A 16,784-nucleotide genomic window follows, 5' to 3' on the forward strand; every position below is an offset into this window, starting at 1 on the left:
GTATAGCTTTCATACATTACAATCCATGCCTTTTTCCGACTTCCTTTTATTTTCGAACTGTTATATGTATTTTCTCTCTGCAAAAATATCTGCCAGTTCACCGGCTGCCTGTTCAGCAGATCCTTTCATAAAAATCTGTCCGTCGTGACTTTCCGGCGGGAAAATACGCTCTACAGAAGTAGCGGAACCTTTCAGTCCGTAATGTGTCACATCCTGATCTTTGAAGTCTGCAAATGTGATCATCTCTACTTTGCGGTCTTTTGTTGCTGCTTTCAGACGGTAGGACGGAAGACGCGGCGTGTAAATATCTTTTTCCACAGTGATCAGACATGGCAGTTTCATTTTTGCCAGCTGACGTACATTAACGAAATCCTGTCCGACAGTAACAGCGTCTTCATTCACATCAGCGATCTCGCCAACCCATGCTGCACACGGAATTCCAAGGTACTCTGCCATGGCAGGTCCTACCTGAGCGGTATCACCGTCTGTGGTCTGTTTTCCACAGATGATAATGTCATAATTGCAAATGGATGTAATCCCCTGTGCCAACGTATAGGAAGTTGCCAGCACGTCCGCACCTGCAAAAGTACGGTCTGTAAATACATACGCCTGATCTACCCCCATCATATAAGCTTCTTTCATCATAGCCTCTGCCTGAGGCGGTCCCATTGTAACTGCGGTTACAGTTCCACCGCAGCGCTCTTTCAGGCGCATTGCAGTCTCTAATGCATACAGATCATATGGGTTGATCTTGGCTGCTGCACCATCACGTTTTAATACACCTGTTTCCGGATCGATCTCTACCTGACTGGTACCCGGAACCTGTTTGATACACACAACGATCTTCATTGTTCTTCTCCTCTCAAGCAATCTTTTCATCTTATCAATTCTGTCAGATACAGAAACTGTTTTATCATAGCGCTTTAGAATTTTTTTCTTCCGCTGCGCTTCATTTTCCGTATCTTCTGTTTTTCTTTCCATCTGGTCTTACCAGTTATACAGCTATTATAGAACTGTCTGCAGGTAAATGCAATCTCTTTTACACAAAAAGTTATGTTTCCCGGTATCAATACATGATTTCAAAGAAGCCCCTCAAACTGTTAACACTTCTTTCCTTAAGTTTTACTTAATGTAACAAGAAGATACATTCGTTTTACTTTTTTTATTTTATATAATATAATGAAATCATCAAAAGCGCAGGGGAAAATAAAAGAACGACTGCCGCAAAAAAATGGTCAGTCGTTCTTAAAAATACAGTTATTCTATCTGATGATTGGCACAATTGCATGAATGCTTGCCTGGTCTACGGTAATCGTTGTTACTGTATCCGGTCTCTGTGTTGCCTGTGCATCAATACCATAAAGGATCAATGCAAGTTCATGTCCTTCGTCCAGAACGTGATCAGTCGGAACCATATCAATCTCATAATGATAAGATACACCCGGTTTGATCTCTTCCTTTTTCCAGATGCAGGATCTGTTCTGTGCATTTATCCATCCGCGGGAAATTACTTTATATTTTGAAGGTTCTGCCTCAAGACCAAAGGAATATGTTCCGTCCGGATGTTTGATCTCTTCTGCGGTAATACGCTTTGCATCCCCCAGATCAACCAACATAGCACTCAGGATAGCTGTTTCCCGATCGATCGCAGCATCGAAGGATACTTTTACTGTACCGGAGATTCTGATATTCTCCCCTGCCTCTTTTGTATGAGCAGATGTTCCTTTTTCAGCAAACGGATCCCAGATATATTTTATACGGTTTTTGTACTCAGCGTCCTCATTTAATACAAGTTCATCAAGCCATTCCCCAAGATTATCTGCTGATCTGTCATAAACAGTGCTGGAAAGATCATCCACGATCACGCCTTCACCTGTTTCACTGATTGGGAATGTCTCTGCCTCCCATCCTTTCGGTGGAAATGTATCAGATGCCATCCATACGGACTGGTCACTGCCGCTCTCTACCAGAACTGCAGGCTCTTTCTCAATACCATTATCTACCCCTTTCAGATAATGCTCCAGCCAGCGATACATAATATCAAGCATGTTGGAATCTTTCAATGTGTGGATATAAACATGCTCTCCCTGATGCAACATCATCTTTGCAGGAATTCCCTGTTTCTCCAGTGCCTCAAAGAACGGGATACACTGATTTGTCTTTACATTCCAGTCATTGATTCCATGAACAATAAAAACAGATGCTTTGATTTTATCAACCAGATTCAGGTAATTACGCTCATCCCAGAAACGGTTATAATTTCCGCTTGCACGATCCTGTGCCTGGATCATTTCATCCTGAGCTTTTGCATATGCTTCTTTGATACTTTCATAATCTTCTGGATCTTTTGCACGGCTGAAACAGTATTTTGCAAGAATATTCACGTCATCTCCCTGCCAGCCAATAGCCGGAAGATTCAATCCTCCTGTACGATAATATGCATACCAGTTGGAAATGGCTGCTTCCGGAATAATTGTTTTAAGCCCTTCTACTCCTGTTGCAGCTACACCGATACACATGGTACCAAGATAGGATTTTGCTGTCATTGCCACGCTTCCTGTACACCAGGATGCCAAAATTTCAATATTGTCTGTCTTGTTAGTAAATGCGCGGCATCTGCCATTCAGCCAGTCAATAACAGATTTGAATGCAAGTACTTCTTCTCTGGATCCGGTCAGTGTAAATCCTTCTGAATCACGGGTTCCGAGACCACCACAAAGAACAGTCGCATAGCCTCTTTCATTGAAATATTCATATGCTTCGCATACACATTCAAATTCCGGTTCTGCGTCAATTGGAGCATGCTCTACACACCCCATCGTCGGACGTTCCTCAAATGCAGCGGATGTAATTTTTTTCTCATAAGCCTCATAATCGAAGCAGATATCTTCTTCTTTGATATCCTGTGCCGGAAAAGCTTTCACTTCACAATCTACATTGTGCGGCACATACCAGTCTTCGTTACATGTCAGCATATATGGATTTGCAACATAAATTGCCGGAACTTTCTTGCCTTCCTCTACTTCTTTCGGAAGTCTGAGATATACGGCAATGAGATCTTTTTTTCCATCACCATCGGTATCTACCGGTGTTTCAACATATACTTTTTCTATGATATAAGGTTTTTGATTCATATTATTTATCTGTTTCCTTTGCTTTTCTTTTTTTCAAAAATTTCATCCAGATACATACGAAAACAACACCTAAAACAAGCATTGCGATCAGGAATCCAAAATACTGTCTGTATCCTGTTACGCCCGGATGACCATCGATCAGTGATCCTGCTAACAGAGAGCAGAAGATTTCCGGAAGGAATCCGATGGTTGAAATAATACCTGCAGCTGTACCAGAGTATTTCTCCGGAATAGCACCTTCATCCATCATTGCCCATGTCATTGCGTAGTTTACGTTATAGAAAATGTAAATTACAATAAACAGAATTGTAAATGCAATGATACTTCCTGCATTTGTCGGAAGGAGTACGATTCCCAGAGTACCTGCAGCCATAACGATAAAGGAGATCAGTAACATTCTTCCTGTACCTACTTTATCTGTGATGAAACCACCACCAACATTACCAAACAGAGAGAACCATCTCTTCATTGCTGCAAGTGTAGCTGCGAATGTTACAGTTGCGCCAAGGATACTTGTTGCATATGGTGTGAAGTAGTAAAGAGACAGTGTAAATACATAGTTGCAGAATGTAACAAATGCGATGATCCAAACTGCCGGAAGTTTCAGAACCTCTCCAATTCCTTTGAAAGAAATTCTCTCGCTGGCTTCCATTTTCTGATCTTTTACTGTAAAGAATGCAAGAATACCCATTACAATTGTCAGTACAGAATAGAAAATAATAACATATCTCATACCCTGTGCCTGGTTTTCCATTTTTCCAGCACCAATTCTGAATGCAGCAACAGCAGCGATTGCCATCAGAGCAGCAGCGATACCTCTTCCACCTTCAAAGAAACCGAACGCTTTTCCCTGATCTCCGGAATCTGAAAGGATACGAACTGCTTTTACACAAGCCGGCCAGAATGCAAACAAAGAACTGATTCCCCAGAATGCATACAGACATACAAGTGCTTTAAAGCCAAGTGGAAGCAGATGTAAGAATCCACCGAGACCTGTTCCGATCAAAGATACTGTCAGGATAATTCGTGTGGAAATACGGTCAGCTACGACACCACCAAATAAGTAAGAAATCATTCCGAAAACTCCAAGTACGCTTCCGAAAACACCCATCTGTGTATTAGTCAGGTGGTAAGTTTCCAGATAAACATCATAGTAGTCAAAACGGAAATACGGTAATCCATAGATAATTGCACCTCCAAAAGCAACAATCAGGATTGCCAGAAAGTTTTTGGACATTTTTTCGCCCAAGCCAATTTTTGCAAGTAACTTGTTCATAATTCTTCTCCTTTTTGTTTATTTTTAGAACAGTTTATATACTTCGGAAAATTTATTCCGTAAGTAATCAATATAATAAGTGGATGAAAAAGTTCCGCGGCAGACATTTTCCATCAGTTCCCGCCCAGAATAAACTGCGCCATAGCGATACATATTCTGTGTAAGCCATTCATTGATCTTATCAAATGACTGCTGCTGCATTAGTTGATCCAGATCTCCAATTTCCTGTGACATGACTGCTGCCATCTGTGCAGCTGTAACATTTGCCATAAAATATGATGGAAAAAAACCAACATAGCCAGCTGCCCAGTGGATATCCTGCAGCACGCCTTCCCCATCATGCTCCGGTCGGATACCAAGATATTCTTCATATTTGCTGCTCCATGCATCTGGCAGATCATCGATATCCAACGCACCACTGATCAGATCCTTTTCCAATTCATATCGGATAATGATATGAAGCAGATAGGTCAGCTCATCTGCTTCCAGCCGGATCAGAGACGGTTGTGCATGATTGACCGCCTCAAATAAATCCTGCGGTGTATATGTTTTCAACTGCGGAAGGATGTCTGTAAGTGGCTCATAAATGTATTGCCAGAACCCCTTGCTCCGTCCGATGATATTTTCGTAAAATCTTCCGATTGCTTCCTCTACCGCAAATGTCGGTGATTCGGCAAGCAGGGTTCCCATAAGTTCCCTGCTGATTGACTGCTTATAGACCCCTCGTCCACCACAGTGTAATATATTAAAAATTCCTCCCCAGAAACCATTTTCGGAAAATGTATTTACTACTCTTATATCATCAGGAGAATTTGCCAGGATGGTCGGATGTGAACCGATATCCACCCTTCCGCTGTCAAAGTTGAAACCTATTTTTTCTAAGATCATCGTCCATACGGCCTGCTGTTTTTCACGGCTGACCGGTCCGATATCAATCTTTTTCGGTGCTGACCCGTTTTTATTTCTTTCCTCAACCTGATTCAGAAGTTCAATCAAAACCGGCTTTAACTGAGCGGTCATCGTATCGATCGTTTCTGTCGTAAGTTCCTCCGCATAATAGCCCAAAAGTGCATCGTACGGATCTTTTTCATATCCCCAGTATTCCGCAAAATTGCGGAAAGTTTTGAAAATCCGGGCAAGATACGGACGAAAGCAGGCAAAGTCATTCTTTTCCTTCGCTTCTGCCCATACCTGTTCTGAAACTGCAATCAGCTCCACATACTTCTGATACTCTGCTTCCGGAACTGCACGAATACTTTCAGAATTGCGAACTAATCTTCTGATCATGGCATTGGTGACAAAATCATTTTGCGCATTTCCTTTAAAATATCGAATGAGCTTCTGAAACCTGCTATCGGAAAGCAGCCGATACTGCTCTCCGGCCAGAAATGACATGACCTTGCTTCGATATTCAATCGCATTTCTGGGCATGTAAGTAATTTTATCCCAGTAAATGAGCGCATCTGTGGTATATTTGTAATATTCTATTTTTTCAATCATTCCCCTCAGCTCTGTAAGCTGTGACTGATAGGTCATTCTTCTGCCTCTTTTCTGTTATATTTCTTAAACAAAGTAATGATTACAAGCGCTGCGACGAAATATAAACCGGCAGCAATATAATAGGCTGTCCGATATCCTTCCTGTGTCGTAAAAAGGATGCTTCCTGTAAAATGACCGCTGATGATACTGACAATCCCGGCAATAAAGTTCACAACCGAAGTGAAAGCCGGACGCAGATTTTTCGGTGCAAGCATCATCGAAAGTGCGCTGTCTGCAGGACTTCCGAGATTGGCAAGGCCTGCTCTCATAAACAGACCAATTCCTACCATTGGGATCATGGCTTTTCCAAAATGATTGCCGTTTGCAATGATCAGCATAAACGGTATCGATAAAAGCACTGTAAAACAAATGGTTCCCACTGTTCCCAACTTTTTCACGACAAATGGTGTAAATAACATAAATAACACGATTGCCGCGTAAGAAATAGATACCAGCAGAGAAGATGTCGCTTTATCTATATGCAGGTTGCGGTTCAGGAATACAGTATAGTAAGAAGTAAATAAGCCCATTGCAAAGGAGATCAGTGCCCAGTAGATCAAATACATCATGGCATCTTTCCGAAACAGCACGCTCAAGATATCGCGTGCCCTCTCCGGCAGGCTCTGCTTCTTTGTCTGCGTTTCATCCACAGAGATATAATCTGATTTTTCTTCACGAATGAAGAGGATCGGTATGATGGACAGCAATGTCACAACACCGGTAATGATCAAGACATCTCTGTTTCCAGCCAGGTAAGCATCACGGGTGCTGCCAGTCGTATCTGCGATATATTCCGTTAATTTTCTTGCTCTTTCAAAAGAAATACCTGCATGCGAAGAAAACAGTTTAACAGTTGCTGCACCACCAAGGAATGTCGTCAGGAAATATCCAACATATCCCATATAATATGTACGCGTATACCAATCAATACTTTTGCCGCCTGCGCTGCCGGCATAGGCTGCCACATAAGGAGCCAACATAATGAAATGCAGCTGTACTCCGGTCAGTGCCAGAAGCGTTGACAGATAAAAAATTGTTGCCGACTTTACAAACACAACGCAGAAAAATGCTGCGGATGTCGATGCCGCACAGAACAACAGCAATTTTTTATATCCACTTTTCGGAACAAGCAGCAAAATCAATGCGCTCAAAAATGTTGCATATCCGTAAAACGCCCAAAAAGATGTCGCCGTCGGCAATGACACTTCCTGCAGATAATTTACATAAGTATCATACAAAATGCCGCTGGCAAGATTGTTAATAACATAACTGATAATAAATAAAATCAAATTCCTTTTCTGTCTGAGTTGAACCTGCTGTATATGTATGTCCCCATTCATGATTTCTTCCTTCCTTTTCTGTAAAAAGCCGTTCAATAGTTATTTGAGATTATACTGTGTAAAAAACGGATGAAGCAGATTTGCTCCAAATTGTGTATCAAAGTGTGGTTTACGGATATTCTCCATATTCTGTTCCGGTTCGAGACGTTTGCGCATGGCAATGATTTCTTCATTTTCAATCTGCTCCATCATCGCCAGAAAAATCCTTGCTCTCCTCTTCATTTTCTGCAGATTAAATTTATATGTCCGGACAGTAGCATCGCTGATCCCCATTTCTTCACCGATTTCTTTATTGTCCTTTTCATAATATAAACCTTCCAGTACATCCTTCTGCGCATCAGAAAGCCCGTTCATTTGCTTGTCCAGATCCAGAAGACACTCAAATACACTGCCGTGCTCATCAAAAATATGCTCCTGCATCGCACGATGTGCATTCACGGATTTGCCCCTGGAAGAATAAATCAGTCCCTCTTCAAATTTATCCCCACAGAAAATGCACTGATATAGCTGTTCTTCTTCCGACCAGACATACCCCCTGGTTAATTCCTCCAACGTAAGCTCTTTGAATTCCATATTCAGGCGTCCTTTCTCTTCCATATACTGTATACACTTTATGTCGCTCTTATTTAGTTATGTTTTATATATTCGTTTATGGTTTTCATAAACGTTTTGTTGTTTCGTTTGTATTTTATTGTAAATTAGCACACTTTACGCAAAATTTCAACAGTTTTTTATTATTTTTATGCAAAATAACAAGAAAGTGTGCTAGCACACACTTACGCGTTTAAAATTGTCAATAGCACATCTTTCTTGCCCGCGCCGAGCACGCTTGCAAAGCAAGAATCTCTTCTCGTGCGAGTGCGCATCGTTTGCACGAAGTGCTTTTGTTTGATAGGAAATTCATCGTAATTTCCTATCAAACAAAAAAAGCAGAACCCTGCATTAACGCAAGATTCTGCTATTCGTTTAAATAATAGACTTGATTATTTCCGGATGGAATCAACAAGTTTTCGTGCTTCTGCGGTCAAATCTTTGATTTTATCAAATTCTCCTGATTTTACAAGATCCGCTTTTACCATCCAGCTGCCGCCACAGCAGATGATCTTATCACAGGAAAGATATTCTTCCAGATTTTTTGAATTGATCCCACCGGTTGGCATAAACTTAACATCTGTATAAGGTGCTGCCATCGCTTTGATCATAGCAACTCCGCCTGCCGGTTCTGCCGGGAAAAATTTTACGACTTTAAGACCTCTTTTTACTGCCTGTGCAACCTCAGATGGTGAAATACATCCTGGAAAAACAGGAATTTCTTTTTCCAGACAGTAGTCTACGATCTCCGGATCAAATCCAGGACTTACAATGAACTTTGCACCGGAAGCAACAGCTGCATCCACCTGCTTTGTTGTAAGAACAGTTCCTGCTCCTACAAGCATCTCCGGAAACTGTTCTGTCATCAGACGGATAGATTCTTCAGCTGCCTCTGTACGGAAAGTCACTTCCGCACACGGAAGACCACCTTCAACAAGTGCCTTTGCAAGCGGTACTGCATCTTTTGTATCATCCAATACAACTACCGGAACAACTCCAAGTTTCTGAAACTTCTCTGCTATATCCATCATTTAAATTTCCTTTCACTCACAATTTTTATCTTTTTATATCAAAATTCATTTCCATCACGTGTCTGATCAGGGAAACGTCATCTGTTATATTTCCATCGCCATGAATCGTATGTTTCACTGCACTTGCTGCGACACCAAAGTTTACAATATCTTCCGGTGTATAGTCATTCATCAGAGCATAAATAATACCACTTACAAATGCATCACCACCTCCGACACGGTCAAGGATATGAAATGTCAGTCGGTTACTTTCATAAATCTGTCCGTTCAGCCAGAGATATGCTGAAAGACTGTTCTCACTGCAGCTATGCGCAAAGCGCACATGTCTTGCAATGCATTTAATATTTGGATATCTCTCCACAAAAGCTTTGAAAACTTTTTCCTGCTGATCACGATCCGGCTGAAACGGGATGTCATCTTTTACATCACCGGCGTTATGATTTTCTTCGTTTTTCCAGATATGATATGGTTCAATTCCAAAAAGAACATCTACATACGGAAGGCAAAGGGTGCAGAAATCTCGTGCTTCCTCCCAACTCCATAATGTACTTCTGAAATTTCCGTCAAAACTGACTGTCATTCCACTCTCTTTTGCCGTTTTCAAACAGGTCAGAATCAATTCTTGACAGTTTTTGCCAAGTGCAGGTGTGATACCACTCAAATGAAGCCAGGTGTAACCTTCCAGAAGTTTTTTTACATCTGTTTTGCTGAAGTCATATTCAGAAAACGCACTATGTTTTCTGTCATACACTACTTTACTTGGGCGGATTCCGTAACCTGTCTCCAGATAATATGTTCCAAGACGATGTGTCGGTGTCTCTTCTTCTGTCGAATAAACTACACTGTCGCAATTTACATCATTGCTTCGCATCATACGAACAGCGCTTTTTCCAAGACTATTTCCCGGAACTACTGTAAAAAATGATGCATCTATTCCAAGATTTGCAAGGGAAAGCGCCACATTTGCTTCACTTCCTCCATATCTTGCTTCAAACGTTGTTGCTGTCCTGATTTTCTCATAGTCCGGCGGAGTCAGTCGAAGCATAATCTCGCCAATCGTAATAAATTTATGTTTCATAATCAATACTCCAGATAAGCTCCCTTCATTGGACTTGCAGCATGCTGACTAAAAAGTCTCAGCACACCTTTCTTGTATTTTGGTTCACGCGGTTTCCAGTTTTTACGTCTTTCTGCAAGGATTTGATCAATTTCTTCCATAGACTTGCGTTCTCCTGCAATTCCGATGATATTCAGTTTTCTTCCCATAACATCTATTTCAATGAGATCGCCTTCTTCAACAAGTGCGATCGGACCTCCATCAACAGCCTCCGGACTGCAATGTCCGATAACCGGTCCGGTAGATGCACCAGAAAAACGACCATCAGTGATAAGGGCAATACTTTTTCCAAGTTCTTTATCACTGCTGATTGCCTCAGAAGTATAGAACATTTCCGGCATTCCACTTCCTTTTGGTCCTTCGTAACGGATAAATACTGCATCTCCCTTCTGAACCTTATGCTTCAGAACTGCATCCAGGCATTCTTCTTCACTGTCGAATGGTCTCGCACGAAGAACAGATTTAAACATTTCTTTCGGGCAGGCAGTATGTTTGATCACTGCACCTTCCGGAGCGAGATTTCCACGGAGAACAACAATACTTCCATCTGTTCCAATTGCTTTATCATATGGACGGATAATATCTTCCTTCGTAACATTCACGTTATAACGTTTGTTAAACTCCTGAAGCCATTTTTCACATTTTTCATAAAATCCGTTGCGCTTCAGTTCTTCCAGATTTTCTCCCAATGTCTTTCCTGTAACTGTCATTACATCCAAATGAAGATGTTCTTTGATTTCCTCCATGATTGCCGGTACACCACCTGCATAGTAGAAACATTCAGCCGGCCAGCGACCTGCAGGACGTACATCCAGAAGATATCTGGCATTTCTGTGCAGCCTGTCAAAGGTATCACCTGTAATCTCGATTCCAAGTTCATGGGCAATCGCCGGAATGTGAAGCAGACAGTTGGTGCTTCCTGAAATTGCAGCATGTACAAGAATTGCATTTTCAAAGCTGTCCATAGTTACAATATCTGAAGGACGCATATTTTCCATCTGAGCAATTCTCACTGCCTGTCTTCCTGCTTCTCTTGCAAAATCAAGAAGATCCGGACTCGTTGCAGGCATCAGTGCTGTTCCCGGAAGTGCAAGACCAAGTGCCTCTGCCATAATCTGCATGGTTGATGCAGTACCTATAAAAGAGCATGCGCCACAACTCGGGCATGCATTACATTTCGCCCAGTCAAGCTTCTCTTCATCAATTTCGCCACGTTCAAACTTTGCGCTATACATTCCAAGCTGTTCCAGAGTCAGCATTTCCGGACCGGCATTCATTGTTCCACCCGGGACAAAGACAGAAGGAATATTTACTCTGGCAAGTCCGATCAGATTTCCAGGCACACCCTTATCACAGCTTGAAAGATATACGCCTGCATCAAACGGTGTTGCATTTGCATGAATCTCGATCATGTTGGCGATCATCTCACGACTGGCCAGACTGTAGTTGATTCCGTCTGTTCCCTGGCTTTCACCGTCGCAGATGTCTGTACAGTGATAACGTGCTCCAAAACCGCCTTCTTCTGCAATTCCTTTGCGTACTTCTTCTACAAGAATATTCAGATGTCCGCTGCCTGGATGACTGTCTCCATAAGTACTCTCAACCATAACCTGAACTTTTCCCAAATCTTCTTTTGTCCACCCTGTCCCAATACGCAGGGGATCAAGTTCCGGTGCAAGTTTTCTCATTTCCTGACTTCTTAATTGCATAATTTTTCCCTCCATTTTATTCTCTGATAAGCCTCAGACTTTCTAATGTTTTCCTGAGTTTTTCTTCATCCGCTTCTTCTACTCCAAGTTCCACTCCATCAAATGAGGGCAGACTGAACACGCCCAACATCGATTTTGCATCTACAATATATCTTCCACAAATCAGATCTACATCTTTTATGCAGCCTGATGCTGCCTGTACCAGATGCTTTGCATCATAAATATCTCTCAGATAAACTGGTATTTTTATCATCACACTCTGCCTCCTATGCAAAGATTGAAATAATAAAGCTTACAACAAGTGCTGTGACACCAATCAATGTCTCCATAATCGTCCAGGATTTCAGAGTTGTCTTTTCATCAATCTCAAGGAACGAAGTTACCAGCCAGAATCCCGCATCATTCACATGGCTCAGTGCAGTTGCTCCGCCACAGATAGCACAACACATAGCCGCTCTGTAAATCATGCTGCTGTCCATCACTGCCGGCATGGTTGCCATAATTCCAGATGCCATTGTCATTGCAACGATAGAACTTCCGACCGAAGCTCTGACCAGAAGTGCGATCAGAAATGCGATCAAAATTAATGGGAGACCACTTTTTTCCAACGCCGGACCAATGATATTTCCAAGACCGGAATCCTGAAGCATCCAACGGATCACTCCGCCACTGGCAATGACCAGAAGAATCATTCCTACAGGTCTGAGTGAATGATCCAGAATTTTCTTTAACTGTTCACCGGTAAATCCACGTTTAATTCCCAAAAAGTACATCGAAGCCAGCGTTGCTATTGTCAATGCCAGAAACGGCTTTCCTATAAATCCAAGAACATCCTGAACACCGGTCGGCAACGGCATGTATTTTGACAAAGTACTGATCAGTATCAGCACAAGTGGAATCAGTATCACTCCCAAAACCAGGCCAAAAGGTGGAAGCTCTTTTCCATCATCCTTAATTTCTTCCACATTTACCGGAAGTTCTGTAAAAATCTTGTTGCCAATGAAATTTCCCCAGATAATTCCTGAGACCATCATGCAGATCAGTGCGACAGGGACTCCTACCATGATCATTGTTCCCAGGTTTACTCCAAGTGTATTTGCCACAAGTACCGAGCCCGCAGAAGGCGGAACAAACGCATATCCGCTGGCCAGACCTGCAAGAAGTGGAATCGCATAATACAGTGTGGATTTTTTGGTCTGCTTTGCAACACTGAACGCCAACGGAATCAACACTACAACTCCAGCCTCAAAAAATACAGTCGTACCAATTACAAGTCCTGTGATACCAAGTGCCCAACCGGCTTTTTTCTGACCGAATTTACTGATCAACGTCTCCGCTATTCTCTGAGCTCCTCCGCTCACTTCCAGGATTCCTCCAAACATGGAACCCAGCCCTACGAGAAGCGCAATTCCCTGAAGTGTCTTCCCGACACCTTTTTCTACCGTATCCGCGATCATCGTAAGCGGCATTCCGGCTCCTGCCCCGATGATGATAGCAGAAATCATCATTGACAGAACTGGATGAAGCTTAAATTTGATGATCAGTACCAGCAAAATCACAATTCCGATTGCAGCTGCAATCATCAGTCTCATTGGATCTGCCACAAAAGTTGTTTCTTCCATTTTTCCTTTAACCTCCTTGCGTAAAGCATTCATCTGATGTTTTTTCTTTTATCCAGAAATTCATCTGACCTTTTCTACCACTCATCTTACTATTCCCCGTTATTTGATGTATTTTCCCTTCAATTCATCTGATGACTTTATCATATATTTTCTTTATCAAAAACGCAATACTGTAATTTTATCTAAATTTTTATATATGTTTTTGTGCATTTTATCATTTTGACATTGGTTCTGGAAAATATTATCATAAAAAGCAGAAATTATAGATATTAGAAATGGAGCAAATCATATGACGAATTTGTTATCTGAAGAAAAAAGTCTTCCGCAAAAAATCTCAGAAGACATCATCGAACTTATTTTGGAAGAAAATCTGCAGCCAGGAGATAAATTACCTAATGAAACAATTCTCTCTGAACGCCTAAATGCAGGAAGAAGTTCTGTACGTGAAGCAATGAAGCTTCTCGCTTCCCGCAATATTGTCACGATACGGCAGGGTTCCGGTACTTATATTGCCTCTTCACCCGGAATGGTGGAAGACCCATTAGGTTTTACTTTTATTGGCAACAAGCAAAAGCTGATTCATGACCTGCTAGAAGTCCGATTTCTTCTGGAACCTTCTATTGTAGCAATGGCAGCTATACACGCTGACGAAAAAGACATAAAAAAAATCACCGCACTTTGCGATGAAGTAGAAGAACTATTGAGAAATCACGAAGACCATACACACACAGATATAGAATTCCATACGGCAATCGCTTTAAGCAGCAAAAACGTTGTTGTTCCAAGACTGATTCCCGTAATCAACAGCTCTATTCCTCTGTTTGTGGAAACAACTGGCGGTGCACTGTATGAAGAAACCATCGAAACTCACCGCGAGATTGCGGATGCCATTGCTGATCATGATCCTCTCCGTGCCCAGGATGCCATGTATCTGCATCTGGTTTATAATCGTAAGAGAATTCAGATGACAGAAAAATAAGAAAGGACTGTCAAAGAGACAGTCCCTAAAATCTTATGATTTACGGCAGTATATCATGCTCTGCATTGATCAGATGCGTTGTCATCCATTTTGCAGCATCCTCTTCTTTCTGGTTTTTCACTGCAATATAAATCTTTTTGTGCACATCCAGGATCAGTTCATAACGCACTTTCTGTGTACTTTTCTTTCCCTGATTCAGGATCTGTGTCAACGATTCACCAAGCACATTTCTACAAACCTGCAGCATAATAGAATACATACTGTTCTGTGATGCTTCTGCCACAGCCACATGAAACTCCATATCACATTCCATAAATTCCTCTGGATTTCCGATCGCAGCTTCGGATCTCTGGACAATTTCTTTCATCTTCTCCAGATCTTTCTCTGTCCGTCGGATAGCGGCCAGACGCGCAGCTTCATTTTCTGTCTGACGTCTGTACTCCAAAATATTTTCAATGCTCAGATGCTTCATCTGAATGATCGTCTCCAAAGACTGTACCGCATTGTCTACATTAATCTCCTGCACAACCGCTCCGCTGCTGCCGGAATAAATCTTGATGTAGCCCTCCCGCTCCAACATACGCATTGCTTCACGGATCGTCGGACGGCTCCGATGCATCATTTCCATCATCTTACGTTCAGATGGAAGACGCTCCCCCGGATGAATCTCTCCGTCAAAAATCAACTGTCGGATCTGGTTATATATTTCTTCACTGGCCCGTTTTGTCTGTACAGGCTGCAAATCAATCTGAATTACATTTTTCATAATGTTCACCCTTCCCTGATTACCTTTAAGTAATTATACATATTTAACCAAGCCAGTGCAACACCCAAAATATTTTTGTGTACCAAATAATACCAGTCAGGTCCTTCCTGTACAATGACATACCTTATTTTTCACCAAATGGTAAAGCTGTGATCGCAGTTTCCTATCAAAGAACAAAAACGCAATTAATCTACCATACCGGACAGACGGCCGGCAACGCCTGATTTTTTCAAAAGAATGAAAATAACAAATCCGATCACGATACCTGCGCCTGTCTGGAACGCCAACGCCGGAATCTCGATGATTGCTGTTTTTCCACCGTAAATAGCTGCACGTACCAGTGTATACGCAATGATATGAAGAACACCTCCACTGATTGCACCGATCAGAAAAGAGCCTTTTTTGTCTTTCAGAATCTTGTGCATGATCAGTCCCATCACGATTGCCCACATGCATTTAATCAGCAATGTCGGAACGACCCAGTAAAAATATCCGCCAATGAAATCGGATAAGCCTCCGCCGATAGCACCTGCGATGGCACCTTTTTTCAGGCCAAATAATGCAACTGTAAGCAGGATCATACAATCTCCCAGATGTACATATCCGCTGATGGTCGGAATTTTAAAAATATAGGTTCCTAAAAATACAAGGGCTGCCATTGCAGCTGTCACTGTAATATCTACTGTCCGGATCTTCTGTCCGGAATTTGTCACATTTGTCTGTGCACTCATAATTTATCTCCTCTCATTTACCCCCAGAATTCACATTCTCTTATCAAGCAGATATTCACAATCCGCTTACAACATTTCAGGCAAGCGGATATTCTTAATCCACTCACGCTACTTTGCTAAATTGTTTTCAGTTCCATAAATTTCTTTGCATTGTTATAAAAAACATCCTCCAACTGTGCATCATTTAATCCACAGGAATATACACGCTGAATTTCCACACTTGGATGATGGAACGGTGAATCAATTCCAAACATCACCCGTTCACTTCCTACGGTATCATAAGCATTTTTGATCTGACATCCCATAGGCATTCCCGATACTTCCAGGAAAAGATTATCATACTTATATGCCATATTCAGGCTGCCTTCAATGTAGACACCATGTCCATGTCCCATATGGATCATGACAGTCGGCACATGTGGATGACGTTCTGCCAGCAATCCGATCTGCCAGGGCAGTGAGAAAGGCGGATGTCCACAGTGGATAAAGACTGGCTTCTTGTATGCCTCTGCAATCTCCATGATCGGATCAACCATCGGTGAATCCGCAGTAAAGGCATCAAATAAGGGCTGCATCTTTACACCTGCAAAATTCTCATCCCGCAGATAATGCTCCAGCATATCGTACGCTTCCTGTCCTTCATTTGCATTCACCCAGCAAAGCGGGATGATTTTATCCGGAGCCGCCTGATATGCGTCCTTCAGCTCTTCATTCAAATGACAGCCGGCCGGGCATAAAATTGTTTTTTCAATATTGTAAGTCTCCATCTGTTCCATAAGACGCTGCAGATCAAAATCAATATTGAACGGACTTCCAAATTTTCCAATATGAGAATGAGCGTCAATTTTTTTAAAATGATTATAATGATTATCCATAATAATCTCCATTCCACCGCCAAGTCGGCGGCACAAATAGTAATGAAAGTCTTTTAATCCTCCACGTAACTGAT

15 protein-coding genes are annotated in these 16,784 nt (G+C 41.9%); 1 reads left to right on the plus strand and 14 read right to left on the minus strand.

All coding sequences use genetic code 11. The features are described from left to right. Positions 1-60: 60 nt before the first annotated feature. The 11 genes from Q0I54_RS03380 to Q0I54_RS03430 form a co-directional block, all read right to left on the minus strand. A complete protein-coding gene (locus Q0I54_RS03380; protein WP_296116440.1) occupies positions 61-849 on the minus strand; it encodes an electron transfer flavoprotein subunit beta/FixA family protein in 789 nt (262 codons plus the stop codon). Between the two features lie 413 nt (positions 850-1,262). After that, complete coding sequence (locus Q0I54_RS03385; protein WP_296116442.1) at positions 1,263-3,134, minus strand: Xaa-Pro dipeptidyl-peptidase; 1,872 nt, start codon at positions 3,132-3,134, stop codon at positions 1,263-1,265. A gap of 1 nt (position 3,135) precedes the next feature. Next, positions 3,136-4,410, minus strand: coding sequence for a nitrate/nitrite transporter (locus Q0I54_RS03390; RefSeq protein ID WP_296116444.1), 1,275 nt, complete (start codon positions 4,408-4,410; stop codon positions 3,136-3,138). Positions 4,411-4,434: 24 nt separating this feature from the next. Next, positions 4,435-5,946, minus strand: a complete 1,512-nt coding sequence (locus Q0I54_RS03395; RefSeq protein WP_296116445.1) for a carboxypeptidase M32 — start codon at positions 5,944-5,946, stop codon at positions 4,435-4,437. Then, on the minus strand, positions 5,943-7,289 hold the full coding sequence (locus Q0I54_RS03400; protein ID WP_296116447.1) for an MFS transporter: 1,347 nt from the start codon (positions 7,287-7,289) through the stop codon (positions 5,943-5,945). The genes Q0I54_RS03395 and Q0I54_RS03400 overlap by 4 nt, the downstream gene beginning before the upstream one ends. A gap of 39 nt (positions 7,290-7,328) precedes the next feature. Further along, positions 7,329-7,886 (minus strand): LuxR C-terminal-related transcriptional regulator, encoded by a 558-nt coding sequence (locus Q0I54_RS03405; RefSeq protein WP_296116449.1) that lies wholly within the window; start codon positions 7,884-7,886, stop codon positions 7,329-7,331. 386 nt (positions 7,887-8,272) lie between these two features. Then, positions 8,273-8,911 (minus strand): bifunctional 4-hydroxy-2-oxoglutarate aldolase/2-dehydro-3-deoxy-phosphogluconate aldolase, encoded by a 639-nt coding sequence (locus tag Q0I54_RS03410; RefSeq protein WP_296116451.1) that lies wholly within the window; start codon positions 8,909-8,911, stop codon positions 8,273-8,275. 25 nt (positions 8,912-8,936) lie between these two features. After that, on the minus strand, positions 8,937-9,989 hold the full coding sequence (locus tag Q0I54_RS03415) for a sugar kinase (RefSeq protein ID WP_296116452.1): 1,053 nt from the start codon (positions 9,987-9,989) through the stop codon (positions 8,937-8,939). A gap of 2 nt (positions 9,990-9,991) precedes the next feature. Further along, positions 9,992-11,737, minus strand: a complete 1,746-nt coding sequence (gene ilvD / locus Q0I54_RS03420; RefSeq protein ID WP_296116453.1) for a dihydroxy-acid dehydratase — start codon at positions 11,735-11,737, stop codon at positions 9,992-9,994. Between the two features lie 16 nt (positions 11,738-11,753). Then, complete coding sequence (locus Q0I54_RS03425; RefSeq protein ID WP_296116454.1) at positions 11,754-11,990, minus strand: HPr family phosphocarrier protein; 237 nt, start codon at positions 11,988-11,990, stop codon at positions 11,754-11,756. Between the two features lie 13 nt (positions 11,991-12,003). Then, positions 12,004-13,359 (minus strand): GntP family permease, encoded by a 1,356-nt coding sequence (locus Q0I54_RS03430; RefSeq protein WP_296116455.1) that lies wholly within the window; start codon positions 13,357-13,359, stop codon positions 12,004-12,006. A 289-nt stretch (positions 13,360-13,648) separates the two neighbouring features. On the opposite strand from Q0I54_RS03430, the gene Q0I54_RS03435 reads away from it, so the two are divergent. Further along, positions 13,649-14,338 carry a FadR/GntR family transcriptional regulator gene (locus Q0I54_RS03435; protein ID WP_296116456.1) on the plus strand — a complete coding sequence of 230 codons (690 nt, stop codon included), beginning with the start codon at positions 13,649-13,651 and terminating at the stop codon, positions 14,336-14,338. A gap of 40 nt (positions 14,339-14,378) precedes the next feature. Here Q0I54_RS03435 and Q0I54_RS03440 read toward each other — a convergent pair whose 3' ends face one another. The 3 genes from Q0I54_RS03440 to Q0I54_RS03450 form a co-directional block, all read right to left on the minus strand. Further along, positions 14,379-15,104, minus strand: a complete 726-nt coding sequence (locus Q0I54_RS03440) for a FadR/GntR family transcriptional regulator (protein ID WP_296116457.1) — start codon at positions 15,102-15,104, stop codon at positions 14,379-14,381. A 185-nt stretch (positions 15,105-15,289) separates the two neighbouring features. Beyond that, positions 15,290-15,835 carry an ECF transporter S component gene (locus tag Q0I54_RS03445; RefSeq protein ID WP_296116459.1) on the minus strand — a complete coding sequence of 182 codons (546 nt, stop codon included), beginning with the start codon at positions 15,833-15,835 and terminating at the stop codon, positions 15,290-15,292. Between the two features lie 116 nt (positions 15,836-15,951). Further along, a partial coding sequence (locus Q0I54_RS03450) for an amidohydrolase family protein (protein WP_367270777.1) occupies positions 15,952-16,784 on the minus strand: 833 nt, incomplete at its 5' end.

The sequence above is a fragment of the uncultured Eubacterium sp. genome (assembly GCF_934295145.1).
Taxonomy (GTDB): domain Bacteria; phylum Bacillota; class Clostridia; order Lachnospirales; family Lachnospiraceae; genus Eubacterium_I.

Excerpts from the sequence above, each read along its gene's own strand:
- Q0I54_RS03405 (WP_296116449.1), bottom strand. The coding sequence starts at position 7,886 with ATGGAAGAGAAAGGACGCCTGAATATGGAATTCAAAGAGCTTACGTTG.
- Q0I54_RS03400 (WP_296116447.1), bottom strand. The coding sequence starts at position 7,289 with ATGAATGGGGACATACATATACAGCAGGTTCAACTCAGACAGAAAAGG.
- Q0I54_RS03385 (WP_296116442.1), bottom strand. The coding sequence starts at position 3,134 with ATGAATCAAAAACCTTATATCATAGAAAAAGTATATGTTGAAACACCG.
- Q0I54_RS03395 (WP_296116445.1), bottom strand. The coding sequence starts at position 5,946 with ATGACCTATCAGTCACAGCTTACAGAGCTGAGGGGAATGATTGAAAAA.
- Q0I54_RS03415 (WP_296116452.1), bottom strand. The coding sequence starts at position 9,989 with ATGAAACATAAATTTATTACGATTGGCGAGATTATGCTTCGACTGACT.
- ilvD (WP_296116453.1), bottom strand. The coding sequence starts at position 11,737 with ATGCAATTAAGAAGTCAGGAAATGAGAAAACTTGCACCGGAACTTGAT.
- Q0I54_RS03445 (WP_296116459.1), bottom strand. The coding sequence starts at position 15,835 with ATGAGTGCACAGACAAATGTGACAAATTCCGGACAGAAGATCCGGACA.
- Q0I54_RS03430 (WP_296116455.1), bottom strand. The coding sequence starts at position 13,359 with ATGGAAGAAACAACTTTTGTGGCAGATCCAATGAGACTGATGATTGCA.
- Q0I54_RS03435 (WP_296116456.1), top strand. The coding sequence starts at position 13,649 with ATGACGAATTTGTTATCTGAAGAAAAAAGTCTTCCGCAAAAAATCTCA.
- Q0I54_RS03380 (WP_296116440.1), bottom strand. The coding sequence starts at position 849 with ATGAAGATCGTTGTGTGTATCAAACAGGTTCCGGGTACCAGTCAGGTA.
- Q0I54_RS03390 (WP_296116444.1), bottom strand. The coding sequence starts at position 4,410 with ATGAACAAGTTACTTGCAAAAATTGGCTTGGGCGAAAAAATGTCCAAA.
- Q0I54_RS03425 (WP_296116454.1), bottom strand. The coding sequence starts at position 11,990 with ATGATAAAAATACCAGTTTATCTGAGAGATATTTATGATGCAAAGCAT.
- Q0I54_RS03440 (WP_296116457.1), bottom strand. The coding sequence starts at position 15,104 with ATGAAAAATGTAATTCAGATTGATTTGCAGCCTGTACAGACAAAACGG.
- Q0I54_RS03410 (WP_296116451.1), bottom strand. The coding sequence starts at position 8,911 with ATGATGGATATAGCAGAGAAGTTTCAGAAACTTGGAGTTGTTCCGGTA.